Below are 24,735 nucleotides of genomic sequence, written 5' to 3'. Positions count from 1 at the left end.
TTCAGATCGCGTAAGGCTCCGGCTGCGGCAGCGCAGGCGGGCGGACCGGGATCGCGCTCCACACGATCCCGGCGAGGAAAAGCAGCGAGCCCGCGACGAGCGCCCAGGTCGCGGGAGCGGCGGCGACGGCGAGCGCCGGATAGCTGCCCAGCGTTGCGCGAATCCGCACGCCGGCGATCGTAACGGTGCTGCCCGAGGCGGCCAGCGTGATCCCGAGCGGCGCGCCGCGATCGTCGGCTGCGCTCAGCACGAGTGCGGGGCGCGTCGGATCGTCGACGCGGTGCGCGAAGCGGGCCAGATCGCGCGGCGTGAAGTAGAGCGCGCGAAAGACGCGATGGAGTGCCGGCGTCGCAAACGTGTCGAACGGCACGGACGTCTCGCCGATCTTCTGGCGTTCGCGCAGCAGCAGGACCGGCGAGAGAAACGACGCGTTCGTCGGCTGGGTGACCGTCAGGTGCCGTCCGGCCCCGTCGCTCGCGTCGATGAACGCCGCCGGGCGCGGTTCGAGATAGAGCAGCGACTCACCGGCGAGCGCGCGACGTCCGGGAGCAACATCGAGCGGCGGCGCGTTGCGGCGGCGCAGGCTGACCGCGGGCATCTCGCCGCGGCCGAGCGACGCGGCGTCGACGGTGCCGAAGAACGCCGCGGCACCGAGCGCCGGGATCGGCGTCACGGTTCCCGGCGTCCCCACGATCGTCGCCGTATCGGGACCGAGCAGACCCGACGCGAGTCCCGCGCACTCGACGAGCAGCGCGCCGGCCATCGCGACGATCAGCCGTTTTCCGGCCGCTCCGTCGGCGCCGCGGCGCGCGCCGTCGGCGTACGCGAGCGCGACGACGACGGTGATCGCGAGCGCGAGCGCGTACTGCCAGGTGTGGTAGAGCGGCGTGCGCGGCAGCGCGTCCTGCGCAACGACGAGCAGGATCCCGGCGAGCGCGACGCCGGTCGCGGCGAGCCGCGAGCTCACTTGGCGGCGAGCGCCGGCGCGACGGCGGCGCGCATCTGATCGAACGTCATCGCGCCGTCGATCCCGCGCACGATGTGCCCGTCGCGCCCGACGATCACCGTCGTCGGCAGTCCGATCGCGGCGTAGGTTCCGCCGTAGCGCTGCTTCTCGTCGACGAGCACGGGGAACGTCACCCCGCGTTCTTTGGCGTAGGCCGCCGCGACCGAGGCGGCTTCGCCTTGGTCGACGCTGAGCACGGTCACGCGGCCGGCATAACGGCGCGCAAACTGTTCGAGCGCCGGCATCTCTTCGCGGCACGGCGGACACCACGTCGCCCACAAGTTCATCAGCACCACCTCGCCGCGATGCGCGGCCAGCGAGTCGGTGCGGCCGTCGGTGCGCACGACGTCGAAGGATTGTGCCGGCGCGCCGGCGAGCGTACCGGGACCACCGCCGGACGGCCCGCTGCCGGGGTCCGGCGCGTTGTAACACCCGCTCGCAAGGAGCAGCAGCGCAACGATGACGAGGGGTCTGACCACGCCCGGTGCTTCGCGGTGAATCGAGTCGCTCCGCCCGCATGGGAGCGCGTCGACGTCCAGGCCGCCGGGACGCGCATCGCGACGTTCGTTGCGGGAAACCGCGCCGCGGACGCGCGTACGCTGCTGCTGCTCCACGGCCTCGGCCACTGGAGCGAGGGCGCGTGGGGACGTCTCGTCCCCGAGCTCGATCCGGCGCTGCGCTGCCTCGCGTTCGACCTGCCGGGGTTCGGTGCGAGCGCCCGGCCCGAAGCGGCGTACGATCTCGACTTCTTTCGCGCCGTCGTTGACGGCGTCGCCGCAGCGGCGGGGCTGCAGCGTTTCGCGCTCGCCGGGCATTCGCTGGGCGGGTTGATCGCCGCCGACTACGCCGGCGCGTTTGCGGAACGGGTCACCCGCCTCGCCCTCATCGCGCCGGCGGGGTTCGCACGCACACCCCGGCACCTCGCGTACGCGCTGGCGATGACCGGCGGCATCGCGAGACCGCTCTTCGCGCGCCGGCCGTCGCGCGCGTTCGTCGACCGCATGATGCTGCGCAGCGTCGACGATCCGGACGCGCTGGACGCGAACCATCTCGACGAAGCCTATCGCCTCTCGCAGGATCCCTCGGTGCGGCGCGCCTTCGGCAGCGTCTACGCGGGCGCGTTCTCCGCGTTCGCGCGCGCGCGTCTGCTGCACGCGCAGTTCGCGCGTTTTTCGGGCCCGGTCTTCTGCGCGTGGGGCGCGACCGATCGCTTCATCACGCCGGCCGCACTGCGCGAGGTCGTGCGCGTGTACCCGCGCGCGCGCACGCTCCTTCTCGAACGCACCGGCCATCTCGCGATGGTCGAACGCGCGCCCGAACTCGGCGCCGCGCTGCGCGACTTCCTGCACTGACGCCGCACGTCACGCTGAGCCCGTCGAAGCGCAGCCGCAAATCGCCCGCGAAGGCGCATGCGCATCGCCGGCGACGACGATCGAAACGGCCCTTCGACAAGCTCAGGGTGACGGGGCGGGGAACGCCGGCGGAGCGGCAAAAACGTCGCGGCGATGCGATTCGCCCGAACCGGACTCCTTTGCGCGGCCGTCGCGCTGCTCGCCGCCGCGCCGGCAAAAGCGGTCGACGTCGCGATCGAGACCAGCGCCGGGACGTTCGTCGTCCGCCTCGACGCCGCGCACGCGCCGCGCACGACGGCAAACTTCCTGCGCTACGTCGACGCTCACGCCTACGACGGCGCATCGTTCTACCGCACCGTACGCCCGGTCTTCGGTCAGCCCGTCCCGGCGATCCAAGTCATCCAAGGCGGCCTCGAACGCAAGCCGAGCGCAACGCCCTTCGCCCCGATCCCCGTCGAAAACACGCGCAGCACCGGCCTGCACAACACCGACGGCACGATCGCGATGGCCCGCACAACCGACCCCAACTCCGCCACCACCGAATTCTTCATCAACCTCGCCGACGACCGCATGCTCGACGGCGATCGCTTCTCCGACGGCGCCGGCTACGCCGCCTTCGGCAAAGTCCTCCGCGGCCGCACCATCATCACCAAAATCCACAACGCCCCCGCCCAAGGCGAATCCCTCACACCCCCCATAAGAATCAAAAGAATCCACCGCCTCTAACTCGCGCCCGAACCGCCCGCGGCCAAGACTTCAAACCACTCCGTCTTCGGACCGCGCCGCAGGCGCGGGAGGGCTTGAGCGCTCGTCCAGAGCGCTCAAGCCTACCAATCGCCCATGCGTTCTTCGTCGACTTCGCCTTCGAAGACGATCGTGCCGGGCGCCAAGATCGCTGCGCTGACCGGAACGCCGCCGTAGCGCATCGCATGCCGGTGCGCGTCGTCGGGCGAGCGTCCCATCAGGACCGCGAAGCGCCCAAGCACGTCGGGCGCGCACAGCACGCGATGCGGCGCGACGTTGTAGAGCCGCTGGAAGCCGGCCAGCGCGCGATCGAACCGGGCTTCGTCGAAGTCGGCACCGAGCGCGACGGTCCAGCGCACGCGTTCCAGGGCTCGTCTCCTATCCGACCGAACGGCTCGCGCGATGCCCGCCACGATCCTCGACGGACGCACGCTCGCGGCCGAACTTCGCGACGAAGTCGCCGCACGCGGGGCGCGGCTGCGCGGACGCGGGATCGCGCCGCGCCTGGTGGTGACGATCGTCGGCGAGGATGCGGCGAGCGTCGCGTACGTGCGAAGCATCGAACGCGCCGGCGCGAAGGTGGGAGTCGACGTCACCGTCGACGCGCTCCCCGCCGACGCCGACGAGGGGAGCGTGCGCGCGCGGCTGCAGGCGCTGGGCGGTGACGACACCGTTCACGGCGTGATCCTCCAACAGCCGCTGCCTGCGCACCTGGGGATCCGCCGGATCGCCGAGGCGATGCCGCCCCACAAGGACGTCGACGGCGCCAACCCGGTCAACCTCGGCCGGCTCGCGTTTGCGAGCGGCACGGAGTTCGTCCCGGCGACGCCGGCGGCCGTTCTGCTGCTGCTCGAGCGCAGCCGCCGTCGCGACCTGCGCGGCGTTCGCTGCTGCATGGTCGGCCGCTCCAACGTCGTCGGACTTCCCGTCTCGCTGCTGCTGATGGCGCGCGATGCGACCGTCACGGTCACGCATAAAGAGACGGTCGACCTCGCCCGGCATACGCGCGATGCCGAGGTGCTGATCGTCGCGACGGGCGTCCCGGGGCTCATTCGCGCCGAGATGGTCGCCCCCGGCGCGACGGTGATCGACGTCGGCACGACGTTCGTCGACGGCGCGCTCGTAGGCGACGTCGCATACGACGAGGTCGCCGCCGTCGCGGGCGAGATCACGCCGGTCCCCGGCGGCGTCGGCCCGGTGACCAACGTCGCGCTCCTGCGAAACGTCGTCCTCGCCGCAGAACGCATCCACGCCGTCCCGTCACCCTGACGGGGTCAGTTCATCGAGAAGTGCTTGCCGAAATATTTTTCTTGGTGGGTGCGGAATTCGCCGCCGGGGGCGTCGTCGCGCATGATGCTGTCTTGCGCCTTCTTGCGTTCGAGGAGCGACCGCAACTGCGGGAGCAGTTTGCGCAGGAAGCTCAGTTCGGCTGCGAGGCGGGCTTCGGCGGTACGCAGCTCGAGCAGCCGCTGTTTGAGGGCGTCGGCAACTTGGAGCGCGTCGCCGACGACGTAGCTCGCGTCGGTGGGATCGTGCGGGATGTCGAGATCCGATGCGTTGCCCGAGAACGCGACCAGCAGCTTCATGTACTCGCGGAACTCGCCGAGCACGCGGTGCGTCAGTTCGCAGGCGCGTTCCTCATCGTCGTCGACGTCGGCGTCGTTCAAATACTCGACGCGCGCGACGAGATACGGGTCGCGGCGTACGATCCGCTCGATGCGGAAACGGCGCTTCCCCGTCGTGCTGATGTAGTAGCGCCCCGCGGGAAGCGGCGTCACCTCGGAGATCTCCGCGGTGGTGCCGATCTCGTGCGGCGTGACGTCGGGATCGCCGGCTTCCTGGCCCTCGCGGATCAGGACGACGCCGAATGCCTCGTTCGCGTCGAGGCATTCGGCGATCATCCGGCGGTAGCGTTCTTCGAAGACGTGGAGGTTCAGCACCGCGCCCGGAAAGAGCACGGTGTTGAGCGGGAAGAGCCGGAGTTCGCCCGTCTCTTCCATCGCGTCTAGACGGTGCGTCCGGCCTTCGCGCCGTCGAGGCGCTGCGCGACGACGTTCCAGTCGACGTTGGCGAAGAACGCCTCGATGTACTTCGACCGCTCCGCCGGCTTGTAGTCGAGCAGGAACGCATGTTCCCACACGTCCATCACCAGCAGCGGGACAAAGCCCGCGACGTTGCCGTCTTCGTGCAGGGTGATCCAATGATTCGAGACGCGCTGCGCGTGCGGGTCGAAATAGGCGATCGCCCAACCGACGCCGCGCATCCCGCCGACCGCGGAGAAGTCTTTCTTCCACGTCTCGAAATCGCCAAACGTTCCGGCGACGGCGTCCGCGATCGCCGACGGCGGCGTCGCGCCCGCATTCTTGGTCATGTTGCCGAAGTAGTACTCGTGCAGCACCATGCCGTTGTACTCGAAACCGAGCCGGCGGGTGAGCTCTGCGAAGCCGGGATTCGCGCCGGCCGCCTGGCCTTGCGAGATCAAGCCGGCGATCTGCTCGTTGAGCAGGTTCGTGTTTTTGACGTAGCCCTCATACAGGCCGAAATGGACCTGAAGGGTGTTGTCCGAGATCCCCTGCAGTCCGGAGAGGTCGAACTTCTTCGGCGTGTACGATTGTTGGACGAGCGTTGCCAACGGAAGCCTCCTAGGGTGTCGATTTGTCTGGACCCGGAGCTTCGACGACGCCGATAATGCCCCCGTGCTTTCGAACCGTCCGGAGGCTGGTCGCCGACGCTACCGCGAGCAGGTTCCCGCTTGTGACGGGCGACAAACATCGTCCCATCGTGCGCGATCTTGCCTACCTGACGCGGCTGCACCGGGAACCGTCGCCGCTGCTCCTGGAACTGGAACAGCACGGCATCCGCGAAGAGATTCCGATCGTCGACCGGACCGTCGGCCGGCTTCTTTCGGTCCTCGTCCACGCGCAGCAGGCGAATCGCATCTTGGAACTGGGAACGGCCTACGGCTATTCGACGCTCTGGATGGCACTCGCGCTCCCGCCCGCCGGCCGCATCTGGACGATCGACCCCGACATGGAGCGTACCGCGATCGCGCAGAGCTACTTCCGCCGCGCCGGCGTCGACGAGCGGATCGAGATCATCAACCACTCGGCGCTCGAAGTGCTGGAGTGGTTTCCGCAGCGCAACCTCGACATCGTCTTCATCGACGCGCTCAAGACCGAGTACGAAGCCTATCTCGAGGCCGTCGTCCCGATGCTCAAGCGTTCCGGGATCGTCATCGTCGACAACCTGCTTTGGCACGGTGAGTCGGCCGAACCGGCGAAATCGACCGACGACGCCAATACGAAGGCGATTCGCGCGTTCAACAAGGTGTTTCTCAACCATCCCGCGCTGGACGCCACCATCGTGCCGATCGGTGACGGGGTCGGGATCGGTGCTCGCGTCGACTGACGACTTCCGCGCCGCGATGCGGCGGTTTGCGACCGGGGTCGCGATCGTCACTACCGCGCACGACGGGCGGATCCACGGCTTCACGGTGAACGCGTTCGCCAGCGTCTCGGCCGAGCCGCCGACGGTGCTGATCTGCGTCAACCGCGAGGCGACGGCGCACCCGCTGATCGCGCGGTCGCAGCGGTTCTGCGTCAACATCCTCGCGGTCGAGCAGCGCGCGCTCGCCGAGCGCTTCGCGGGCGGCGAACCGCGCTCGCGCTTCGACGGCGTCGCGTACCGCATCGGCCCCAGCGGTTCCCCGGTTCTCGACGGAACGCTCGCGTTCGTCGACTGCGCGCTGACCGAAGAGCTCACCGCGTCGACGCACACGATCTTCCTGGGGCAGGTGCTCGAGGCCGGCCACCGCGAGGGCGAGCCGCTCGGATACTTCGATCGCACCTATCGCGATTTCGCGCTCGGACGCGCCGACGAACCGCATGGAGACGGTGCGTGATCGTCGAGACGTTCGCGGTCGGGATGCTGGCCTGTAACTGTACGATCCTCGGGGACCCGGCCGGCGGTGACGCGATCGTCATCGACGGCGGCGACGACGTCGACGAGATCGCCGCGCGCCTCGCCGAACGCGGGCTGCGGCCGCGGTACCTCGTGCACACGCACGCGCACATCGACCACATCGGCGCCCTCGGCCCGCTGCGCGAACGGATCGGCGGGGACGCGCTGCTGCATCCCGCCGATCTGCCGCTCTACGCGACGCTCGGCGCGCAGGCGCGATGGCTGGGGATGGTGCCGCCGTCGCAGATCGTCGCGCTCGACGGCGACCTGGCCGACGACGACGTCCTGCGTGCCGGCGCGCTCGCGCTGCGCGTTCTGCACACCCCCGGCCACACGCCGGGCTCGACGTCGTTCGCGCTGGAGGCACCAGGCGGAACGATGCTGTTCACCGGAGACACGTTGTTCGCCGGCGCCGTCGGCCGCTGGGATCTCGGCGGAACGTCGCTCGCCGACATCGTGCGCTCGATCCGCACCAAACTGCTCGATCACGCCGACGATGCGGTCGTCGTTCCGGGTCACGGTCCGGCGACGACGATCGGGGTCGAACGCCGCACCAATCCCTATCTCGCGCCGTAGCCCCATCAGCGGAGCCGATCGGTTCCGGTTTCGAGAATTTCGCGCAGGCGCCGAAGACCTACCCGAATGCGCGTCTTGACCGACCCAAAGACGTGTACTTTCCGCTGGAGTGCGGTCTGTCGGTCGTCACCCGCATGAAAGACTGCCACCAAATCGAGGTCGGCACGATCGGTCGCGAAGGGGTGGTCGGCCTTTCCGCTCCTCCTGGGCGCTTCGAGCACCGCAAACGACTGTTATGGTCAGGTCCGCAGCCCTGCGGTGCGAGTCAGCGCCCGATTATCTCGCGAGATGAGCGCGACGAGCGAGGGGTTTCGGCGGCTGCTGCACCGTTATCTTCAGGCAAACGTCAACATGCTCGGTCAGCTGGCGGCATGCAATCGTCTGCACGGAGTTTACGAGCGATGCGCCCGTAGCTCTTGATGACGCACGATCGCGTCGCGTCCGATGTTATCCGCTGACCCACGAGTATCTCGCGATAATGCTCGGCACCAATCGTTCGGGCGTGACGATTGCGGTCGGAATCCTGCAGCAAGCCGGCGTCATTCGATCTGCTCTGGGAACGATCAGCGTTCTCGATCGGAACGGGCTCGAAAACGCGTCGTGCGAGTGTTACGAGGTCGCGCGCGAACAGTTCGGCGGGCTGCTCCGGCGATGAAGGCCGCGAAGAGACGGTTCTCGCCGATCGCCGAGGCCGTGCAGCGAGCACTTATAGTGCCGATCCGTCGTCCGCAGCGCCGAGCAGCAGCGGACGGAGCAGCGGGATCGGCGGATCGCCGTACTGCAGCAGCTCGTGATGGAAGCGCGCGAGCGTAAACGCGCGTCCCATTTTTTTCTTGTAGTCGGCGCGAAGTTTGAGGATTTCCATTTTGCCCAGCGTGTAGTAACCGTACGTCGGATCTTGGGTGCCGCGGCGCGCTTCGCCGCGGGCGCTGGCGGGATCGAGAAACGCCTGTGTCTCGAACAGCCGGATCGCTTGCCGGACGGTCATCCCCTGCGTGTGCATCTTCACGCCGGCGACGAATCGCGCGTTGCGCCAGATCGCCTCGCGCAGCTGCATCAAGCGGACGCGCGGATCGCCGTTGCCCCACCCTTCGTCGACGATCATCTGTTCGCCGTAGTGGGCCCATCCCTCGGCGAACGACGACGCCCCCAGCAGCTTCTCGGTCAGCGTCAGCGGCAGATGCTTGTCGATCGTGAAGTTGGTGTAGTGGCCCGGGTACACTTCGTGCGCCGATACGATGGGCCGCTCGTAGTCGTTGAACGCGCCGAGATACTGCTCCTGAACGCTCGGCGAGTCGCGCGGATCGGGCGGCGTGACGTTGTAATAGGCTTGCGAGGCCGTACGTTCGAGCGGTCCCGGCGGATCCATCGACGCGACCGTCGTTGCGCGCAGAAATGCGGGCGTCTCGGTCACGCGGATGCTCGCGTCGGGCGGCAGGTCGATGATGCGGCGCGCGACGATGAACGCGCGCAGCTTCACCAGATCAGCCTGCGCCGCGGCCAGCAAGCGCTCCGGGCGCGGGTGGACGCGGTAGAGCCGTGCCAGCACTGCCTGCGTCGACGCGTGCGGATCGATCTGCTTCGCCGTCGCGACCATCTGCGCGTGCGTCTGCGCGAGCGCGCGCTCGCCGATCGCGAGGTAGCGATCGAGCGGGATGTCGATCCCCTCTTCGTACTTCAGCCGCGCGCGATAGTTCGCCGCGCCGATCGCGTACGTGCCGCTCGGATGTGCGACGAAGCGCCGCTTCAGATACGCGGCGAACTCCTTCGTCGCGGCGACGGCGATCGACGTGGAGCGACGCAAACGCGCCCACGCGGCACGGTCTCCCGCGCCGGCGAACGCCTGCGGGACGGTGTGCTGCAGGAGGTCGAGCGACCCGATCGCGTCGTCGTACCCGATCAGCGCCGTGTCCGCATCGACGCCGGTGAGATTTTCGCGCGCCTGCGAGTACAATCGCGGGATCTGCTCCTCGCGTGCAGCGGCGTCGCGCAGCCGCACATCGGCGGGCGCGAAACGGCGCGCAATGAGCGAAAAGACGGCACTGCTCGCGGTCTGCACGTAGCCGTCCGGCTGCCGCTTCCACACCTGCATCGATCCGTTCAGCAGCAGGTCGTCGCGCAGCGCGTTCTCGAGCATCGCCCGGTCGAGCGCACCGCGCGGCGACATGGCGTTCGGATCGAGCGCCGCGAGCCGGTCGAGATACCGATGGTCGCGAGCCAGCTGCGCTGCGAACGCGGCGGCGTCGGCGGCATCGAGCAGCGCGTCGTAGTCGTGGACCCCCGTCTGCGTCGCGTTTGCCGGTGAAGCGCGGAACGATTCCGCGAAGTACGACGCCGCAAGCCGCGCGTAGGCTGCATCGGCGGACGGAGCAGCGGAGGCAGCCGGCGGTGCGCCGGCGAGCAGCGCGAACGCTGCGGCGGCAATCAGGCGGACGAATCTCAGCATCGCGCCCGGCGTTCGCGAGACGGAGCATCGCACCCGCTCGTTCCCTCCCTCAGAAAACTCACATCTCCTCCGGCGATGATGGTCTGCAGTCGCTCCTGGGAGGTCCCGTGATCCGTCGTTTCCTCGCTGCTGCGGCCGTCGTCGCGGCCCTCGGTGCTCCGTGCGTCGCCTACGCCGCCGAGTACACGCTCGACCCGAATCACACGCAAGCCGAATTCACCGTGGTGCACCTGGCGATCTCGCAGGTCCGCGGACAGATCCCGGTGACGAGCGGCACGATGGAGATCGGACCCGGCGATCTGCCCTCGGCGATCAGCGCGACGCTGAGCGCGAAGGATCTCGACACGCATAGCGCCGACCGCGACAAAGAACTGCGCGGCGACGACTGGTTTGCGATCGAGAGGTACCCGACGATCACGTTCGTCGCCAAGAAGATCGAAGGAACGGCGCAAGCGTTCACCGTCTCCGGCGACCTCACGATGCACGGCGTGACGAAACCGGTCACCCTCAGCGGCAAGATGCTCGGCAAGATGACCGACGGCCGCAATCGCGCCCACCTCGGGTACGTCGCGGCGACGACGGTCGATCGCCGCGACTGGGGACTCAATTGGGGCAAGACGACCCCCGGCGGCGCGTTGATCGCCGCCTACGACGTCGCGATCAACCTCAACGTCGAAGCCGTCGCGCGCTGACTAAACCGGGTTCGCGCAGGTGCGCAGCACCCAGTAATGGCCGGGCAGGCCCGGTTCGACGATCGTCACGTTGGTTTCGTAGAACTGCGTTCCATCGAGGGTGCTGCGCGGGCCGCCGACGAGCGCGAACGTCTCGCCGAGCTTTGCCTCGGGCTCGGGCGTCCGGCTCGGGCGGTCGTTGCCGGGTGTGAATACCCACATCGGCGTGCGGATGCAGGTGATCGTGATGCGCGGTGACGGGCTCGCTTGGGGCGAAGGCGCCGGCGCCGCGCCGAGCAGCACCGCCCCGAGCATCGCCGCGAACGCCGAGCGCGCGCGCATCGCTAGTGCAGTTTGATCGTCAGCGTGCCGCCGTCGTTCAGCACTTTCGGCGCGGCATTTTCGTCCTGCGACGTCGTACCGGTACCGGGCTGATTTGCGGCGGCCGCCGCGGCGGCGATTCCGCGCGCCTGTTCGAGCATCGCATCGGTGATGCGGCCCTCGGCGCGGCCCTTGCGATAATCCTCGATCGCCGCCTTCAGCGCGAGGCGCGAGCGTTCGGGATAGTCTCTCTTCTTCTCCGGGTAGCCGTCGAGCGCGGCTTCGATGTCGGCGTCGCTGATCGCGAGCGCTTCGTCGACCGTCTTGCCGCGGACGAGTTCGACCAGCAGCGAACACGTCGCCGTGCCGAAGCCGCAGCCGGTGGTGAAGTACGAGACGTCCTCGATCACGTCGCCCGGCCCGACCTTCAGAAAGAACGTGTAGAGGTCGCCGCACGAATCGCTGAAGTACTCGCCGGTCGCGGTCGGGCTCTCCATCGTCCGGAAACCGGTGCGATGCTCGACGAGCTGCTGGAACTTGGCGAAATTCATGACGCGGTAACGGTCGCTTTCTCGGAGGGGTCGACGCTAATTTCGAATCGACATTCGGTGCCGCCGGTTGCAAGGCTTTCGACTTGCGCAGATTGGCCCGGGACCACATGCTCGAGCAGGGTGTGGATCGCGCCGCACGCTTCCGGATTCTCGGCGACGACCGCCGCGTAGGGGCAGGCGTGCTCGTGCAGCAGCAGCTTCCCGTCCTCGCCGGCGCGCAGCTCGGCGGTGACGCCCGACGCTTTGAGCGCCGAGACGACCGTCGCCATCCGCTTCTCGGTCGTCAAATCGATCACGGCGGACTTCATCCGCTCGGCCGAGCGCCGGCCGATTCGCTCGAACACCGCCTTCACCGCATCGTCGCCGCCGGCGTCGCGGATCTCGCGCAGCACGGCATTGAGCATCTTATCGTACCGCTGCGGGAAGTAGCGGTCCGCCTCGGGGGTGAGCGAGTACTCGACAGTCGGCTTGGTCTTGCCGCGCCGCACGCTGCGCCCCGCGATGAGGCCGTCGCGCTCGAGAATGACGAGCTGCTGCCTGATCGCATTGGGGGAGAGCCCGAAGAGCTCGGCGAGGTCGAACGCCGACGCCGCGTGCCGCTCGCGCAGCGCGCCGACGATCCTCCCCCGCGTCGACTCGAAGAACCGGTCGTGCATCCACCCCGGACCGTACCACGGAAGTCGCAGATAGTCCAGAGTTTCCTTGACTTTCTTCCACCGGCCGCCTACGATAGCCTGGCATGTCCAACGCGCGCGGTCTGATTACGCGCGACCTGCGGGTCGCGGTCCAAGGGAACGAGATCCTCAAGGGGATCGATCTTACCGTCGAGCCGGGGCGCGTGCACGCGCTCATGGGGCCGAACGGCAGCGGCAAATCGACGCTCGCGTTCACGATCGCCGGCCATCCGGGCTACCAGGTCGAGAGCGGCTCGGTGACGCTCGACGGCGAGGAGATGCTCGAGCTCGCGCCCGACAAGCGGGCCAAGGCGGGGCTCTTCCTCTCCTTTCAGTACCCGGCGGCGATCCCGGGCGTCTCGGTGGCAAACTTCCTGCGCACGGCGCGCCAATCCGTACGCCCCGGCGACCTGACGCCCGCCAAGTTCCGCCAGCTGGTCTTCGAGAAGCTCGACGTCCTCGACATGGATCCGGCCTTTCTCGGCCGCTACGTGAACGACGGCTTCTCCGGCGGCGAAAAGAAGCGCCTGGAGATGCTGCAGATGGCGATCCTCGCGCCGAAGTACGCGATCCTCGACGAGACCGACTCCGGGCTCGACGTCGATGCCCTGCAGTCGGTGGGCCGCGCGGCGACCGCGCTGCGCGAGAGCGACGACGGACGCGACATGGGCTTTCTCGTCATCACCCACTACCCGCGCATTCTGCGCCATCTCCCGGCCGACGTCGTCCACGTGATGATGGACGGCCGGATCGTCAAGACGGGCGGCCCCGATCTCGCCGAACGGATCGAGCGCGAAGGCTACGACACAATCCGTGACGAGGCCGCCGCCGCTCGTGCCTAACACCGCCGCCGCCGAGACGCTCGCGGCGATTCCGTTCGCGCCGACGCGGCCAACGCTCGACGCCGCGATCGACGCCCTGGATGCGCTCGGCTCCGCCGGCGGCGGTGCGGTCGACGCGCAGGCGCGGCGCGATGCGTTCGCGCGTTACGAAGAGCTGCCGGTGCCCGGGATGCGTCCCGGCCGCGGCTGGAAGCACGACTACGCGAAGCTCGCCTTCGACGATCTGACGTGGGCGAGCGGACGCCGCGAGCAAACGATCTCGCCGCTCGCCGCACTCGCCGTACGCGGCGCGGAACGCGCCGTAGCACGCGACGACGCGTCGCTCGAAATCGTCGTCGACCGCCCGGCGCTCGAAACCGCCAACGCCGGCGGGCTCGTCCATCTCGGCGCGGTCTACCTCGACGCACCCGTCGACGCTCCGGACAGCCGCGTCGTCGTTCTGCCGCTCGCGGACGCGCGCGCCTCGCACGGCGAGCTGCTCGCAGCGGTGCTCCATCGCATCGTCGATCCGCGCGGCGACCGCTTCGCGGCGCTCGCCGCGGCGTTCCAGAACTGCGGCGCGTTCGTCTATGTCCCCGACGGCGTCGTCCTCGACGCGCCGATCCAACTGGTGTTCGCGAACTCCGAAGCGCGCGACGAGGCGATCTTCCCGCACATCGTCGTCGTCCTCGGCCGCGGGGCACGCGCGACGGTCATCGAGCGGCATCTCGGCGACGGCGCGCCGTTCGTCTGCGGGATCGTCGAAGCGCAGGTCGGCGAGCGCGCGCAGCTCGACTACGTCACCGTCCAGCAGCTCGACGAGCAGGCGCGGATCGCGTTCACGCGCAGCGCGCGCTGCGAGCGTGACGGTGCGATCCGCTGGCACCTCGCCGAACTCGGCGCGACCCTGGCGCGCACCGTCCTCGGCGCGCAGCTCGACGCCGAGGGCGCGAACGCCGATACGTCGGCGCTCTTCTTCAACACGCGCCTTCAGCACGTCGACCTGCAGACGTCGACGATCCACGCCGTCGGCAACACGACCTCCGACACCGTCGTGCGCAGCGCCGCGACCGATCGCGGTCAAGGCCGCTATATCGGGAACATCGTCATCCGGCCGAAGGCCCACGGCTCCGACGCGTCGCTGCGCGACGACGCGCTGCTGCTCTCGAAGCGCGCGCACATCGACTCGATCCCGGCGCTCGAGATCGCGGCGAACGACGTCAAGGCGTTCCACGGCGCGACCGTCGGCTCGCTCGATGAGGACGCGCTGTTCTATACGTCCAGCCGCGGGATCGCGCGGCCCGAGGCGCTGCGGATGATCACGCTGGGATTCTTCGAACCCGTCATCGGCCGGTTCCCGAGCGAAGCGCTGCGCGACGAAGTGCGTTCCGCGCTCGACGGCAAGATCGACGACGCGACGGAGCTCGACTGATGCTGGCCGCCGACCCCAAAGAAGCGCGCATCGCCGCCGACTTTCCGATCCTCGCGACGACGAACTCCCGCGGGAAACGCCTGGTCTATCTCGACTCGGCGGCGTCGTCGCAGAAGCCGCGCGCCGTGATCGCGTCGCTGGTCGACTACTACGAGCACTACAACGCCAACATCCACCGCGGCGTCTACGAGATCGCCGCGCGCGCGACCGACGCGTTCGAGGCGGCGCGCGCCAAAGTGGCGCGCTTCGTCAACGCGGCCGACACCGCCGAGATCATCTGGACCCGCAACACGACCGAGGCGATCAACCTTGTCTCGTTCTCGTGGGGCCTGGCCAACCTCGGCCCGGGCGACGCGATCCTCACGACCCAGCTGGAGCACCATTCGAACCTCGTGCCGTGGCAGCTCCTGGCGGCGAAGACCGGCGCGCAGCTGCGCTACATCCCGGCCGACGCCGACGGCGAGCTCGTGCTCGACGATCTCGAGACGCTGCTCGACGGCGTGAAGCTCGTCGCGCTCACGCACGTCTCGAACACGATCGGCTCGATCGCGCCGCTCGACGTCATCGTCCCGCGTGCGCACGCGCACGGCGCGGTCGTGCTGGTGGATGCCGCCCAGTCGGTGCCGCACATGCCCGTCGACGTGCAGGCCCTCGACGTTGACTTCCTCGCCGCGAGCGGTCACAAGATGTGCGGACCGACCGGGATCGGGTTTCTCTACGGCAAGCGCGCGCTGCTCGAAGCGATGCCGCCGTTCCTTACCGGCGGCGACATGATCAAACGCGTCTCCTACGAGACGACGTCGTTCAACGAACTCCCCTGGAAGTTCGAAGCGGGGACCAGCAATATCGCCGACGCGATCGGCCTGGGTGCCGCGGTCGACTACTTGAGCGCGATCGGGATGGAGTGGATTCGCGCGCACGAGATCCGGCTGACCGCGTATGCGCTCGACGCGCTGCGCGGGCTCGAAGCGCGCGGCCTGCACGTCTACGGAACCCGCGACGCAGCGCGGCGCGGCGGCGTGATCTCGTTCAACTTCGGCGACATCCACGCGCACGATCTCGCGTCGATCCTCGACACCGAAGGCGTCTGCGTGCGCGCAGGCCACCACTGCACGATGCCGCTGATGGAGAAAATGGGCTGGCCCGCAACCGCGCGCGCCTCGTTCTATCTCTACACCACCGAAGCCGACGTCGACGCGCTGGTACGCGCGCTCGACAAAGCCGCCGGCGTCTTCGGTCTCGGTTAGCGTATGGACGATTTTTACAAAGAGTACATTCTCGATCACTACCGCAATCCGCGGAATTTCGGGCACCTGGAGCGAGTCGACGCGTCGGCCGAGGATCTGAATCCGCTGTGCGGCGATACGATCCGCATGGAGCTGCTCGTCGCCGACGGGAAGGTCGCCGACGTGCGATTCAGCGGGAAGGGCTGCGCGATCTCGCAGGCGTCGGCGTCGATGCTGACCGAAAGCATCAAAGGGATGCCGCTCGAAGACGTCGCGCGACTGCCGCAGGACGCCGTGCTCGAGAACGTCGGGATCGGCATATCACCGACCCGCATGAAATGCGCGATGCTCGGATTGAAAGTTCTCAAGAGCGCTGCACTCGGCGAGATCGCATCCTGGCCCGACGAATCGCGCTGACCGGCGCGAGATCGCGCTCGTGCGGCGCTACTGAAACGTCACGTCGAAAAGGAAGTCCGCGGCGACAGGTTCGCAGTTCTTGATCTGCGTCTTGAACTGTGACGTGCGCGCCGCGGCGAGGGCGGAGCGGTTGAGCAGGACGCTCGGCGAGCTCTCGACGCGGGCCGCGACGACGCGGCTTTGTGCGTTCAGCGACACGACAACCCGCACGGTTCCGACGACCCCTTGAAGCTGCGCCATCGGCGCCGTTTCCGGGGTTGCGGCTCGCAGCACGGTCGGCGGCAGATCGGGACGGGAGCAGGCGAGCGGCGACGGCGTGGACCGCGGAGTCGGCGTCGCATCGGCGGGCGACCCCTGGCTCGCGGGTAACGCACTCGCAACGCTCGCAACCGCAGGGGGGATGCTCGTCGCGGTCGAGACCGTCGTAGCGTCGTGCGCAGGGTTCTTCGCCGGCGAACCGTGTCGCTGTACGCTTGCGCCGGCGCGGCTCGCGAGCGATCGTGATGCCGCGGTCTTCGGCGGCTTGCTCGCCGCCGCGGCCGGAGTCACCGACGCTTGCGGTGAGAGCGACGCCTGCGGCGACGACGACGCCTGCGGTGACGGGGTCGCCTGCGGCGACCGCCGCGCTTGCGGCGACGGCTTCACGCGCGTCGACTCCGCCGCGCGCGACTTCGCCTTTCTCGGCTTGACGATCCGGCCGGCGGTCGCCGGTGCGGTTGCGACGGCGTCGAGATCCGCCGCGCGAAACGACGTCGACGTCGGCGGCTGCCCGTCGTCGTGCCCCGTCGGAGCAGGCCGCCCCGTCGGATGGAGGAACGCGAATGCGGCGACGGCGCTCGCCAGCACCCCGGCGCCGACGATCCCCGCGAGCATGCGCCCCCGCGGGCGGGGACGCGGTGTCGCCGGCGCCGGTGACGATCCCGCGTGTGGCGCATCGAGGGGTACCGCTTCCTTGGGGACGGCGGCAGCGGCGGCGACGGGCCTGAGCGCGGAGGCCTGGGCGGGCGCGGCGACCTTCTCGGCGGGGGCGACGGCCTCGGCGGGTGCGACGGTCTCCGCGGCGGGCACGACGGCACTCGGTGGCGGCTCCGCCGGCGGCGGCATCACCGCGGGATGTGCCGCCACGATCGGTGGCTGCGGCGGCGCCGCCGCAGGTGCGGGCGGCGCAGCACCGCGTTCGACCGGCTGGAGATAATCGCCGCAGAGCGGGCAGTATTCACCCGGCCCGGGATACCGCTCGACCGCGGTGCCGATGCGCCCGTTCTCGCAACGCGGATTCGGGCAAAGGCCCAGCGCGGCTTCGTTCACCGGCGGCATATGGCTATCGGATTGGGGAGGAGGACGAGCCGTACCATTCTCTTTCCCGTTTCGGCAAGGCGGGAGGGAGAATGGAGCGGCCGGGCGCGGCACGGTTGCGCGCTGCGGAAGCAGGCCCGCGCGTGAGGCCGCACGGATGAGGGGCACATGTCGCCGGTGATCGTGGCGCGTTTCGCGGCGTCCATCGTGCTGAACGCGCTCGCATTCATCGTTTGGGACGTGGGCACGCGGCCGCCGCTGCGTCTGCTTCGCGACGTCGCCGGCGGCGTGCGGACGCCGCGCCTTTTGCTGACCGGTCTGCTGCGGTTCGCCGCCGGCGCCGGCCTGCTCGTCGCTGCCGGGGTGATAGCAAGGCCCGGCATGCCCTCGCAGCGCGCGTTCACGTTCATCGAGACCGGGATGCTCATCGCGGCGCTGCTGATCGAAACCCTGATCGGCGCCGATCTGCGCCGCTGGGTGCGAACCCCGCGACGCTGAACCGTTACGCCTGGCGCGTCCCTTCGATGCAGACGTCCTGGATGTCGTAGGCGCGTTCGAGCACGGTCACATCGCCGCGCGGCGTCGCGAACGTCAGCCACACCGGACGCCAGTGCTGGGCGACGTTGATCTGGTTCGTAATCACCGCGCGGCGCAAGATCAGGTCGCCGTTCACGCCGAGGGCCTTGGCGGTATCCGGCGCGCGCAGAGGCTGATCGTGCCACCGTGCGATCACGCCGCCGCCGCGATGCACGATCGGACGCATCACGGCGTCACCGGGATACGTTCCGGGACGGATCGTGTCGTCGATGGAAGCGACGATCGAGTTGATCGCGGTCTGCTTGACCGATCTGCTCTCGCAGTTCGCCTCGAGTTCGTAGGGAAGGTAGAGGCGAGGGGCCGACGAGACGCAGCCGGTCGCCAGCAGCGCGAGCGCGAGAACGCGGAAGCGGAACACGACCTGCCGCATTCGGCGCGCGATTTTTCGGTACCGCTTCGGTGCGGCGGGGGCCGCACCGGTCCGCGCCCTAGGCAGATCCTGCCCCGGCTCTCTCAAGCACACCTCGCGCGCCACGGCCTCACCGGAAACGTGTTCGTGACGCCGGCCGTCATCGGCTCGCTCAACTCGCTGCCGAAGGACAAGACGTTCGCGAACATCACGCACGCGATCGACGGTTCCTGGGGCATCGGCGAAAAAGCGTACACGAACGACGAACTCGGCGCCCGCATCGCGGCAGCGCAAGCTGCGGCGTGAGATGCCCTCGTCGCGCTGAGCTTGTCGAAGCGCCGCCTCCTTCGTGCAGAGGGAAGGCGACGCTTCGACGGGCTCAGCGTGACTATGCCAGCTTCCCGGAGGTCTTCTCCAGCAGCGACCAGGCTTTTTCGCCGAACGTGGCTTTCCAGCGCGTGTAGAATCCGGAACTGGAGAGTTTGGTACGGAAGCCGCTGGTGTCGGCGCGGTTGAGCGTCATCCCGCGACGCACGAGCTTCTCCGCCAGCGATTCGTTGCGCAGCTGCGTGTCGCGGCGCTGGAGGAGCGCGTACTTGGCGACGTTGCGTTCGACCGACGCCTGCACGTTGGGCGGAAGCGCCTTCCAGGCATCCGCGTTGCCCAGGAAGTGAAAGGCGGACCACATGTGGTTGGTCACGCTGAGATACTTCTGCACCTCGTATAGCCGGCCGACGTCGATGATCGCGTACGGATTCTCCTGACCGTCGAAGACGTGCGTCTGCAGCGCGGTGTAGACTTCGCTGAAGTTGAGTGGCGCCGGCGCGGCGCCGAGCGACTTGAAGAGATCGACCCACAGCGCGCCGGGCGGCGTGCGGATCTTGAAGCCTTCGAGATCGGCCGCGTTGCGGATCGGCTTGCTCGACGACGTGATCTGACGCATCCCGTTCTCCCACATCTTGGGATGCACGTAGAGGCCGGCGGCGCGGATCGCGTCGCGCACGTAGTCGCCCAGCGCCCCGTCCATCGCGCCGAACGCCTGCCGCGAATCGCTGAACGCGAAACCCACCGCTTGGATCGCCGCGACCGGCACGACCGACTGCAGAATTCCGCCGTCGAGGGTGAAGAACTGCAGCGCGCCCGAACGCAGCTGCTGCAGCGCCTGCGTGTCGCCGCCGAGCTGGTTGTTCGGAAAGATCTGGACTTCGAGCGCGCCGTTCGTCTCGCGGTTGACGGCCGTCCAGCATTCTTTCATCCGCACGTTGAGCGGATGGTCGATGGAGACGTTGCTGGCGTACTTATACGCGAACTGGGCGGCGCGCGCGGGTGCCTTGATCACCGCGATCGAGGCGAGCGCCGCGGCCGTCCCGGCGGCGAAGCGGCCGCGCGAGATCGATCCGGGGCGCGTGGTCGGGTCGGTCATATCTCCTCCTCGGTGGGTTAGTCCAGCATGAGTCCGCCGTCGACCGTCACCGTCTCCCCGACGACGTACGACGATCGCGGTGAGAGCAGCCACGCGATCGCCTCGGCGATCTCGCGGGGATCTCCCGAGCGTCCGAGCAGGGTCATGCTCTCGACGCGCTGTTTCTGGTTGGGATCGCTGAACGGGCGATCGAGCATCGGCGTAAGGGTCGGTCCGGGCGCGACGCAATTCACCGCGATCCCCTGCGGCGCGAGCGCGCGCGCGGCGCTGCGCGAGAGCGCAAGCACCGCGCCTTTGCTCGCGGCGTAGGCGCCCGTCCCCGAGAGACCGCCGCCGCGTTTCCCGGCGACGCTGGCGACGGTGCAGATCCGGCCGCCTTCGCGCATCCGCTTCGCGGCTGCGCGGATGCACAAGAACGTGCCGACCACGTTGATCTCGTTGACGCGGCGGAAGATCTCCGGCGTGAGCTCGAGGAACGGCGTCGTCTCGGCGATCCCGGCCGGCGTCGCCAGCGCATCGAGCCGGCCGTCGAACGCGGCCGCCGCCGCTTCGAAGAGCGCGATGACCGACGCTTCGTCGGCGACGTCGACGGCGAACGCGTAGCCGTCGATCGCGTGCGCAACCGCCTCGGCGCCGGCCCGGTCGCGATCGGCGACCGCAACGCGGTAGCCGTCCTTTGCCAGCAGTTCGCACGTCGCTTTGCCGATCCCCGACGCGCCGCCGGTCACGATCGCGGTGGGCTCGTGGTCGCCGAACCATTGCATTACAGCAGCACTCCCGGCGCGGCGCACGCCCGCGCGAAGTCGGCGAGAAAACGCGCCGCCGGCGCGCCGTCGACGTGACGGTGATCGAAGGTGAGCACGCAGGTCAGCATCGTCGCCGCGCGCAGCGTGCCGTCGACGACGGCAGGACGCTGGGTCGCCGCGCCGATGCCGAGGATCGCCGTCTGCGGCGGATCGGGAAGCGGCGCGACACGTTCGATCCCTTGCGGCCCGACGTTGGAGAGCGAGAAGCACGCGCCGCCAAGATCGTCGGGACGCAGCGTCCCGCTGCGCGCGGCGGTGGCGAGCCGCTGGATCTCGTGCTCGATCTCGGCGAGCGAACGCGAACCGGCGTCGCGGACGACGGGGACGATGAGCCCCTGCGGCGTGTCGGCGGCGACGCCGATGTCGAGCGCCTCGAACGGCGCGCCGGTACTCGCGTCGATGCGCAGGCGGTCGTGCTCGCGCAGCAGACGCGCGATCGCGAACACCGCGAACGCCGTCCAGCGGAAATCGCGCCGCGCGTCGATGAGGGCTTTGACGGCGTCGGCGACGGCGACCGTCTCGACCTGCGCGAGCGGGATCGACGCGACGTCGGTCATCTTGCGGTAAATGGCGCGCCGTTCGATCGGAAGCTGCGGCGGAAAACCATTACGGGACGGGACGCGCTCCGGCTGCGGCGGTCGCCGTTCTGCGCGTTCCGCAACGTCCGCCATCGTGATGCGGCCGCGCGGCCCCGTCCCGCGGACCTCGCGCAATGCGACGCCGCGTTCGCGTGCGAGCCGGCGCGCAGCCGGCGATGCGATGGTGCGGCCGCCGTCGACGGCGTGATGAACGGACTCGGCAGCGGGCGACGTCGCCGGCAGCGGCGTTTCGACGACGCGTTCGCGCGGTGCGGCGGCGGCCGCGGCTTCGGGCGTCTCCGACTCGCCGGCGACCGCGATCAAGCCAATGACGTCGCCGCACGCGAACTCGTCGCCGTCGCTGCCGAGAGCGCGCACGACGGTCCCCGTCGCCGGCGACTCGACTTCGTAGGAGATCTTGTCGGTCGAGACTTCGACCAGCGGTTCGCCGGCGCGCACGTGCTCGCCGGGCGTCTTGATCCAGCGCGCAATCGTCCCGCTCTCCATCGTCAGCCCGAGTTTGGGCATCACCACTTCGGCGGGCACGCTACAGCTCGCGGCGCACGAGACGGCGCGCCGCGTCGGCGATCGCCGGCGCTTTGGGATACACCGCCTCCTGCAGCACCGGCGCGAACGGGACGGGGACGTGCGCGGCCCCGAGCCGCACGACCGGCCCGTCGAGATCGTCGAAGCACGCCTCGCCGATGAACGAGGCGATCTCGGCACCCACCCCGCCGATCTTCACCGCCTCGTGTGCGACGACGACGCGATGCGTGCGCGCGGCGGCGTCGGCGATCGCGTCGTAGTCGAGCGGCCACACGGTACGCAGGTTGATCACCGTCGCATCGATCCCGTCGGCTTCGAGCATCGTCGCCGCTTCGAGCGCACGCCCCACGGTGATCCCGTAGGTGACGATCGCGACGTCGCGGCCGTCGCGCATCGTCTTCGCCTTGCCCAGCGGGATGACGAAGTCGTCGTCGGGGACGGCGCCCTTCACCGGGAAGAGCGCTTTATGCTCGAAGTACAACGTCGGGTTGTCGCTGCGGATCGCCGCTTTGAGCAGGCCTTTCGCATCCTCGGCGTCGGCCGGGATCACCACTTCGAGCCCCGGCGTATGCACGAACCAGCCTTCGAGCGCCTGCGAGTGCTGCGAGCCGGCCGACTTGGTGATCCCGTCCGGCGCGCGCAGCGTCATCGGCACGCGGCACTGTTCGCCGAACATGTAGCGCAGTTTGGCGGCCTGATTGACGACTTCGTCCATCGCGCAGGTGATGAAGTCGGCGAAGTGCATGTCGACCACGGGACGGCAGCCGGTGAGCGCCGCGCCGACGCCCGCGCCGACAAGCGCCGCTTCGGAGATCGGCGTGTCGCGGACCCGATCGAAGCCGAACTCCTGCGGCAGCCCTTTGAACTGGCCGAAGATCCCCCCTTGCTTGGCGATGTCCTCGCCCATCAGGAAGACCGTCGGATCGCGCCGCATCTCCTCGCGCATCGCGGCGAGCGTCGCCTCGGAAAACGTCATCGTCGCCATCAGTGTCCGCTCCCCTGCGAGCCGCTGCCGACCTGCGGCGCGAACGGGACGAGCGCGTCGCGCTCGCGCGCTTCGATGCGGTGGACCGGATCGGCCGGATCGCGGTCGCCGGAGAAGACGCCGAAGAACGCCTCGTCGCGTTCGGGTGCCGGCGAGTTGCGCGCGAACGCGACCGCGTCGGCGAACTCGTCCCGCGCGTCGTTCCACAGCCGCTCGAACGCGTCGGGCGAGAGCGCGTCCCCGAGCCCGGCCTGCATCCGCACAATCGGGTCGTCGGACTGCATCACATCGTCGGCCTCACCCTTGCGCCGGTAGCGTTCGGGATCGCCGATGTAGTGGCCGCGCGCGCGGAACGTCTTGCACTCCACGAACGTCGGGCCGCCGCCGGAGCGCGCGCGCGCCGTCGCTGCCGCGAGCGCGTCGTAGACGGCGAACGCGTCGAACCCGTCGACGATCGTCGCCGGGATACCGTATCCGGCGGCACGGATCGATACGTCGGCGATCTTCATCGTCTCGGCGGTCGAGGTCGTCGACGCGTAGCGGTTGTTCTCGAGCACGAAGATCGCCGGCAGGTTCCAGATCGCGCACAGGTTGAGGTTCTCGTGGAACGGTCCGCGGTTCGTCGCGCCGTCGCCGAAGAAGCAGACCGCGACCTGATCGGTCTTCCGCTGCACCGCCGAGAGCGCGGCGCCCGCTACCAGGCCGAAGCCGCCGGCGACGACGCCGTTCGCGCCGAGCATCCCGACGCTGAAATCGGCGATGTGCATCGAGCCGCCCTTGCCGCGGCAGACGCCGGTCGCGCGCGCGAAGAGTTCGGCGACCATCGCGCGCATCGACGTCCCCTTCGCGAGCGTGTGCCCGTGACCGCGATGCGTCGACGCGATCGCGTCGTCGGCGCGCAGGTTCGCGCACACGCCGGCGGCGACGGCTTCCTGGCCGATCGAGAGGTGCGCGAAGCCCGGGATGTCGCCGGCGAGGAAATGCTTTTCGATCCCCTCCTCCAGGACGCGGATGCGGATCATCGTGCGCAGCAGCGCGACGCCGAGCTCGGTACGCGCGGGCGCGGAAAGCATGTTAGCCAAGCGAGGACCTCCGATCGGAGACGAGCGCGGCGGTCGCGGCGCGCGCTGCGGCCAGCACCGCGTCGCGCATCGACGTGCGGACGTGTCGATAGCGGAACGACGGAACGGAGACGGAGAGCGAGCCCGCGGGCGCTCCGTCCGGAGCGAAGAACGGCGCGCCCAGACAGCACACACCCTCGCAGAACTCTTCGAGGTCTTCGCCGTAACCGCGGCGCCGCACGCGTTCGAGTTCGGTCTCGATCGCGGTTATCGTGACCAGCGTGCGCGGCGTCAGGCGGCGCGGCGGATGCGCGGAGAAATGTTCGCGCACGGCGGCCGGCGGCAGAAACGCGAGCACCGCCTTGCCGAGCGCACGGGCGTGCAGATCGGCGGAGTAGCCGCGATGGAGGGCGTGCACGCGTACCCGCTGGCGCGACTCGACGATGTCGGTGATGATCACGTCGCGGCCGTTGACCATCGCGAGGTACGCGTTCTCTTGCGTCGCGGCGCCGAGTTCGCTCGCGAGCGCGCGCAGCGCCGGCTCGACCGGCCACGAGCGCGCATACGCATCGCCGAGCCGCGCAACTTTCGGGCCGAGACCGTACGCGCCGGTGCGCTCGTCCCGATCGACGTAGCCGTCGATGACGAGCGTGTTCATCAGATGATAGGCGCTGGAAATGTTCAGTCCGAGTTCGCCGGCAAGGCGCTTGATCGGCACCGGCTCCTCGCATTCGGCGAGGTAGTCGAGGACGCGCAACGCTTTGCGGACGGTGCCGAGCAGCTCCGCCATTTCAGTATATGAAATTTCGTTCGAAATATTCGAACACGGCCCCTGCGACCGTACTCCCGCCCGTACCGCGCTGTCAAGAGTTTTCGCAAGACGGGCGTTCGGACGCA

General features: G+C 69.0%; 31 protein-coding genes. 14 read left to right on the top strand and 17 right to left on the bottom strand.

Translation table 11 applies throughout. The annotated features are described in order from the left end of the window. Position 1: 1 nt before the first annotated feature. Positions 2-967, bottom strand: a complete 966-nt coding sequence (locus WPS_RS05115) for a hypothetical protein (RefSeq protein ID WP_317996777.1) — start codon at positions 965-967, stop codon at positions 2-4. Continuing rightward, entirely contained in the window at positions 964-1,485 is a 522-nt protein-coding gene (locus tag WPS_RS05110; RefSeq protein ID WP_317996776.1) for a TlpA family protein disulfide reductase, read from the bottom strand. Before WPS_RS05110 ends, WPS_RS05115 begins: the two co-directional genes overlap by 4 nt. Positions 1,486-1,500: 15 nt before the next feature. Between WPS_RS05110 and WPS_RS05105 the strand changes: the two genes are divergently transcribed. Both WPS_RS05105 and WPS_RS05100 read left to right on the top strand, forming a co-directional pair. Beyond that, on the top strand, positions 1,501-2,358 hold the full coding sequence (locus tag WPS_RS05105) for an alpha/beta fold hydrolase (RefSeq protein WP_317996775.1): 858 nt from the start codon (positions 1,501-1,503) through the stop codon (positions 2,356-2,358). 153 nt (positions 2,359-2,511) lie between these two features. Then, on the top strand, positions 2,512-3,084 hold the full coding sequence (locus WPS_RS05100; protein WP_317996774.1) for a peptidylprolyl isomerase: 573 nt from the start codon (positions 2,512-2,514) through the stop codon (positions 3,082-3,084). A 101-nt stretch (positions 3,085-3,185) separates the two neighbouring features. Here WPS_RS05100 and WPS_RS05095 read toward each other — a convergent pair whose 3' ends face one another. Continuing rightward, the gene (locus tag WPS_RS05095; protein WP_317996773.1) at positions 3,186-3,461 is read right to left on the bottom strand and encodes a hypothetical protein; all 276 of its coding nucleotides are present in this window, start codon (positions 3,459-3,461) and stop codon (positions 3,186-3,188) included. 43 nt (positions 3,462-3,504) lie between these two features. Between WPS_RS05095 and WPS_RS05090 the strand changes: the two genes are divergently transcribed. After that, the gene (locus tag WPS_RS05090) at positions 3,505-4,371 is read left to right on the top strand and encodes a bifunctional 5,10-methylenetetrahydrofolate dehydrogenase/5,10-methenyltetrahydrofolate cyclohydrolase (protein WP_317996772.1); all 867 of its coding nucleotides are present in this window, start codon (positions 3,505-3,507) and stop codon (positions 4,369-4,371) included. A 5-nt stretch (positions 4,372-4,376) separates the two neighbouring features. Here WPS_RS05090 and WPS_RS05085 read toward each other — a convergent pair whose 3' ends face one another. Both WPS_RS05085 and WPS_RS05080 read right to left on the bottom strand, forming a co-directional pair. Further along, positions 4,377-5,102, bottom strand: a complete 726-nt coding sequence (locus tag WPS_RS05085) for an LON peptidase substrate-binding domain-containing protein (RefSeq protein WP_317996771.1) — start codon at positions 5,100-5,102, stop codon at positions 4,377-4,379. Between the two features lie 5 nt (positions 5,103-5,107). Further along, positions 5,108-5,734, bottom strand: a complete 627-nt coding sequence (locus WPS_RS05080; RefSeq protein WP_317996770.1) for a superoxide dismutase — start codon at positions 5,732-5,734, stop codon at positions 5,108-5,110. A gap of 149 nt (positions 5,735-5,883) precedes the next feature. Between WPS_RS05080 and WPS_RS05075 the strand changes: the two genes are divergently transcribed. The 4 genes from WPS_RS05075 (at position 5,884) to WPS_RS18080 (ending at position 8,293) form a co-directional block, all read left to right on the top strand. After that, complete coding sequence (locus tag WPS_RS05075; protein ID WP_317996769.1) at positions 5,884-6,510, top strand: O-methyltransferase; 627 nt, start codon at positions 5,884-5,886, stop codon at positions 6,508-6,510. Continuing rightward, positions 6,494-7,003 (top strand): flavin reductase family protein, encoded by a 510-nt coding sequence (locus WPS_RS05070; RefSeq protein WP_317996768.1) that lies wholly within the window; start codon positions 6,494-6,496, stop codon positions 7,001-7,003. The genes WPS_RS05075 and WPS_RS05070 overlap by 17 nt, the downstream gene beginning before the upstream one ends. Then, positions 7,000-7,638, top strand: coding sequence for an MBL fold metallo-hydrolase (locus tag WPS_RS05065; protein WP_317996767.1), 639 nt, complete (start codon positions 7,000-7,002; stop codon positions 7,636-7,638). Before WPS_RS05070 ends, WPS_RS05065 begins: the two co-directional genes overlap by 4 nt. Before the next feature lie 331 nt (positions 7,639-7,969). After that, positions 7,970-8,293 carry a helix-turn-helix domain-containing protein gene (locus tag WPS_RS18080; protein ID WP_405054931.1) on the top strand — a complete coding sequence of 108 codons (324 nt, stop codon included), beginning with the start codon at positions 7,970-7,972 and terminating at the stop codon, positions 8,291-8,293. 51 nt (positions 8,294-8,344) lie between these two features. On the opposite strand, the gene WPS_RS05060 is transcribed toward WPS_RS18080, so the two are convergent. Beyond that, a complete protein-coding gene (locus WPS_RS05060) occupies positions 8,345-10,084 on the bottom strand; it encodes a DUF885 domain-containing protein (RefSeq protein WP_317996766.1) in 1,740 nt (579 codons plus the stop codon). 107 nt (positions 10,085-10,191) lie between these two features. On the opposite strand from WPS_RS05060, the gene WPS_RS05055 reads away from it, so the two are divergent. Beyond that, positions 10,192-10,776, top strand: a complete 585-nt coding sequence (locus tag WPS_RS05055; protein ID WP_317996765.1) for a YceI family protein — start codon at positions 10,192-10,194, stop codon at positions 10,774-10,776. Here WPS_RS05055 and WPS_RS05050 read toward each other — a convergent pair whose 3' ends face one another. Genes WPS_RS05050 through WPS_RS05040 form a run of 3 tightly spaced genes read right to left on the bottom strand, consistent with a single transcriptional unit; the run spans position 10,777 to position 12,283 of the window. Then, complete coding sequence (locus WPS_RS05050; protein WP_317996764.1) at positions 10,777-11,097, bottom strand: hypothetical protein; 321 nt, start codon at positions 11,095-11,097, stop codon at positions 10,777-10,779. A 2-nt stretch (positions 11,098-11,099) separates the two neighbouring features. Next, positions 11,100-11,627, bottom strand: a complete 528-nt coding sequence (locus WPS_RS05045) for an iron-sulfur cluster assembly scaffold protein (RefSeq protein ID WP_317996763.1) — start codon at positions 11,625-11,627, stop codon at positions 11,100-11,102. Beyond that, a complete protein-coding gene (locus WPS_RS05040; RefSeq protein ID WP_317996762.1) occupies positions 11,624-12,283 on the bottom strand; it encodes a helix-turn-helix transcriptional regulator in 660 nt (219 codons plus the stop codon). Before WPS_RS05040 ends, WPS_RS05045 begins: the two co-directional genes overlap by 4 nt. Before the next feature lie 83 nt (positions 12,284-12,366). On the opposite strand from WPS_RS05040, the gene sufC reads away from it, so the two are divergent. Genes sufC through sufU form a run of 4 tightly spaced genes read left to right on the top strand, consistent with a single transcriptional unit; the run spans position 12,367 to position 16,197 of the window. After that, positions 12,367-13,143, top strand: a complete 777-nt coding sequence (gene sufC / locus WPS_RS05035; RefSeq protein WP_317996761.1) for a Fe-S cluster assembly ATPase SufC — start codon at positions 12,367-12,369, stop codon at positions 13,141-13,143. Then, entirely contained in the window at positions 13,136-14,554 is a 1,419-nt protein-coding gene (gene sufD / locus WPS_RS05030) for a Fe-S cluster assembly protein SufD (RefSeq protein ID WP_317996760.1), read from the top strand. Before sufC ends, sufD begins: the two co-directional genes overlap by 8 nt. After that, positions 14,554-15,801: a cysteine desulfurase gene (locus tag WPS_RS05025; protein WP_317996759.1), complete on the top strand. Its 1,248-nt coding sequence runs from the start codon at positions 14,554-14,556 to the stop codon at positions 15,799-15,801. Before sufD ends, WPS_RS05025 begins: the two co-directional genes overlap by 1 nt. Before the next feature lie 3 nt (positions 15,802-15,804). Beyond that, the gene (gene sufU / locus WPS_RS05020) at positions 15,805-16,197 is read left to right on the top strand and encodes a Fe-S cluster assembly sulfur transfer protein SufU (RefSeq protein WP_317996758.1); all 393 of its coding nucleotides are present in this window, start codon (positions 15,805-15,807) and stop codon (positions 16,195-16,197) included. Between the two features lie 27 nt (positions 16,198-16,224). Here sufU and WPS_RS05015 read toward each other — a convergent pair whose 3' ends face one another. Further along, complete coding sequence (locus tag WPS_RS05015; RefSeq protein ID WP_317996757.1) at positions 16,225-17,505, bottom strand: energy transducer TonB; 1,281 nt, start codon at positions 17,503-17,505, stop codon at positions 16,225-16,227. Between the two features lie 156 nt (positions 17,506-17,661). Here WPS_RS05015 and WPS_RS05010 point away from each other — a divergent pair, with 156 nt between their 5' ends. Then, complete coding sequence (locus WPS_RS05010) at positions 17,662-17,991, top strand: hypothetical protein (protein ID WP_317996756.1); 330 nt, start codon at positions 17,662-17,664, stop codon at positions 17,989-17,991. 4 nt (positions 17,992-17,995) lie between these two features. Here WPS_RS05010 and WPS_RS05005 read toward each other — a convergent pair whose 3' ends face one another. Further along, positions 17,996-18,460 carry a hypothetical protein gene (locus tag WPS_RS05005; RefSeq protein ID WP_317996755.1) on the bottom strand — a complete coding sequence of 155 codons (465 nt, stop codon included), beginning with the start codon at positions 18,458-18,460 and terminating at the stop codon, positions 17,996-17,998. A gap of 126 nt (positions 18,461-18,586) precedes the next feature. Between WPS_RS05005 and WPS_RS05000 the strand changes: the two genes are divergently transcribed. Further along, positions 18,587-18,745: a hypothetical protein gene (locus WPS_RS05000; protein ID WP_317996754.1), complete on the top strand. Its 159-nt coding sequence runs from the start codon at positions 18,587-18,589 to the stop codon at positions 18,743-18,745. An 82-nt stretch (positions 18,746-18,827) separates the two neighbouring features. Here the strand turns inward: WPS_RS05000 and WPS_RS04995 are convergent, their stop codons facing one another. Genes WPS_RS04995 through WPS_RS04970 form a run of 6 tightly spaced genes read right to left on the bottom strand, consistent with a single transcriptional unit; the run spans position 18,828 to position 24,628 of the window. Next, positions 18,828-19,862, bottom strand: a complete 1,035-nt coding sequence (locus WPS_RS04995) for a TRAP transporter substrate-binding protein (RefSeq protein ID WP_317996753.1) — start codon at positions 19,860-19,862, stop codon at positions 18,828-18,830. Between the two features lie 17 nt (positions 19,863-19,879). Beyond that, positions 19,880-20,626 (bottom strand): SDR family NAD(P)-dependent oxidoreductase, encoded by a 747-nt coding sequence (locus tag WPS_RS04990; RefSeq protein ID WP_317996752.1) that lies wholly within the window; start codon positions 20,624-20,626, stop codon positions 19,880-19,882. Then, entirely contained in the window at positions 20,626-21,792 is a 1,167-nt protein-coding gene (locus tag WPS_RS04985; protein ID WP_317996751.1) for a dihydrolipoamide acetyltransferase family protein, read from the bottom strand. Before WPS_RS04985 ends, WPS_RS04990 begins: the two co-directional genes overlap by 1 nt. Before the next feature lies 1 nt (position 21,793). Then, entirely contained in the window at positions 21,794-22,777 is a 984-nt protein-coding gene (locus tag WPS_RS04980; protein ID WP_317996750.1) for an alpha-ketoacid dehydrogenase subunit beta, read from the bottom strand. Next, positions 22,777-23,850 (bottom strand): thiamine pyrophosphate-dependent dehydrogenase E1 component subunit alpha, encoded by a 1,074-nt coding sequence (locus WPS_RS04975; RefSeq protein ID WP_317997494.1) that lies wholly within the window; start codon positions 23,848-23,850, stop codon positions 22,777-22,779. The genes WPS_RS04980 and WPS_RS04975 overlap by 1 nt, the downstream gene beginning before the upstream one ends. Before the next feature lies 1 nt (position 23,851). Next, complete coding sequence (locus tag WPS_RS04970) at positions 23,852-24,628, bottom strand: IclR family transcriptional regulator (RefSeq protein WP_317996749.1); 777 nt, start codon at positions 24,626-24,628, stop codon at positions 23,852-23,854. Between the last annotated feature and the right edge of the window lie 107 nt (positions 24,629-24,735).

This window comes from Vulcanimicrobium alpinum (assembly GCF_027923555.1).
GTDB classification, from domain to species: Bacteria; Vulcanimicrobiota; Vulcanimicrobiia; order Vulcanimicrobiales; family Vulcanimicrobiaceae; genus Vulcanimicrobium; species Vulcanimicrobium alpinum.
Note: the sequence above shows the minus strand (reverse complement) of the source record. Positions and strands in the feature narration are given on the sequence as shown.

What these genes read in the sequence shown, in the direction of transcription:
- WPS_RS05100 (WP_317996774.1), top strand. Translation starts at nt 2,512, where the DNA reads ATGCGATTCGCCCGAACCGGACTCCTTTGCGCGGCCGTCGCGCTGCTC.
- WPS_RS05090 (WP_317996772.1), top strand. Translation starts at nt 3,505, where the DNA reads ATGCCCGCCACGATCCTCGACGGACGCACGCTCGCGGCCGAACTTCGC.
- WPS_RS05085 (WP_317996771.1), bottom strand. Translation starts at nt 5,102, where the DNA reads ATGGAAGAGACGGGCGAACTCCGGCTCTTCCCGCTCAACACCGTGCTC.
- WPS_RS05060 (WP_317996766.1), bottom strand. Translation starts at nt 10,084, where the DNA reads ATGCTGAGATTCGTCCGCCTGATTGCCGCCGCAGCGTTCGCGCTGCTC.
- WPS_RS05050 (WP_317996764.1), bottom strand. Translation starts at nt 11,097, where the DNA reads ATGCGCGCGCGCTCGGCGTTCGCGGCGATGCTCGGGGCGGTGCTGCTC.
- WPS_RS05045 (WP_317996763.1), bottom strand. Translation starts at nt 11,627, where the DNA reads ATGAATTTCGCCAAGTTCCAGCAGCTCGTCGAGCATCGCACCGGTTTC.
- WPS_RS05040 (WP_317996762.1), bottom strand. Translation starts at nt 12,283, where the DNA reads ATGCACGACCGGTTCTTCGAGTCGACGCGGGGGAGGATCGTCGGCGCG.
- sufC (WP_317996761.1), top strand. Translation starts at nt 12,367, where the DNA reads ATGTCCAACGCGCGCGGTCTGATTACGCGCGACCTGCGGGTCGCGGTC.
- WPS_RS05025 (WP_317996759.1), top strand. Translation starts at nt 14,554, where the DNA reads ATGCTGGCCGCCGACCCCAAAGAAGCGCGCATCGCCGCCGACTTTCCG.
- sufU (WP_317996758.1), top strand. Translation starts at nt 15,805, where the DNA reads ATGGACGATTTTTACAAAGAGTACATTCTCGATCACTACCGCAATCCG.
- WPS_RS05010 (WP_317996756.1), top strand. Translation starts at nt 17,662, where the DNA reads ATGTCGCCGGTGATCGTGGCGCGTTTCGCGGCGTCCATCGTGCTGAAC.
- WPS_RS05005 (WP_317996755.1), bottom strand. Translation starts at nt 18,460, where the DNA reads ATGCGGCAGGTCGTGTTCCGCTTCCGCGTTCTCGCGCTCGCGCTGCTG.
- WPS_RS04995 (WP_317996753.1), bottom strand. Translation starts at nt 19,862, where the DNA reads ATGACCGACCCGACCACGCGCCCCGGATCGATCTCGCGCGGCCGCTTC.
- WPS_RS04990 (WP_317996752.1), bottom strand. Translation starts at nt 20,626, where the DNA reads ATGCAATGGTTCGGCGACCACGAGCCCACCGCGATCGTGACCGGCGGC.
- WPS_RS04980 (WP_317996750.1), bottom strand. Translation starts at nt 22,777, where the DNA reads ATGGCGACGATGACGTTTTCCGAGGCGACGCTCGCCGCGATGCGCGAG.
- WPS_RS04975 (WP_317997494.1), bottom strand. Translation starts at nt 23,850, where the DNA reads ATGCTTTCCGCGCCCGCGCGTACCGAGCTCGGCGTCGCGCTGCTGCGC.
- WPS_RS04970 (WP_317996749.1), bottom strand. Translation starts at nt 24,628, where the DNA reads ATGGCGGAGCTGCTCGGCACCGTCCGCAAAGCGTTGCGCGTCCTCGAC.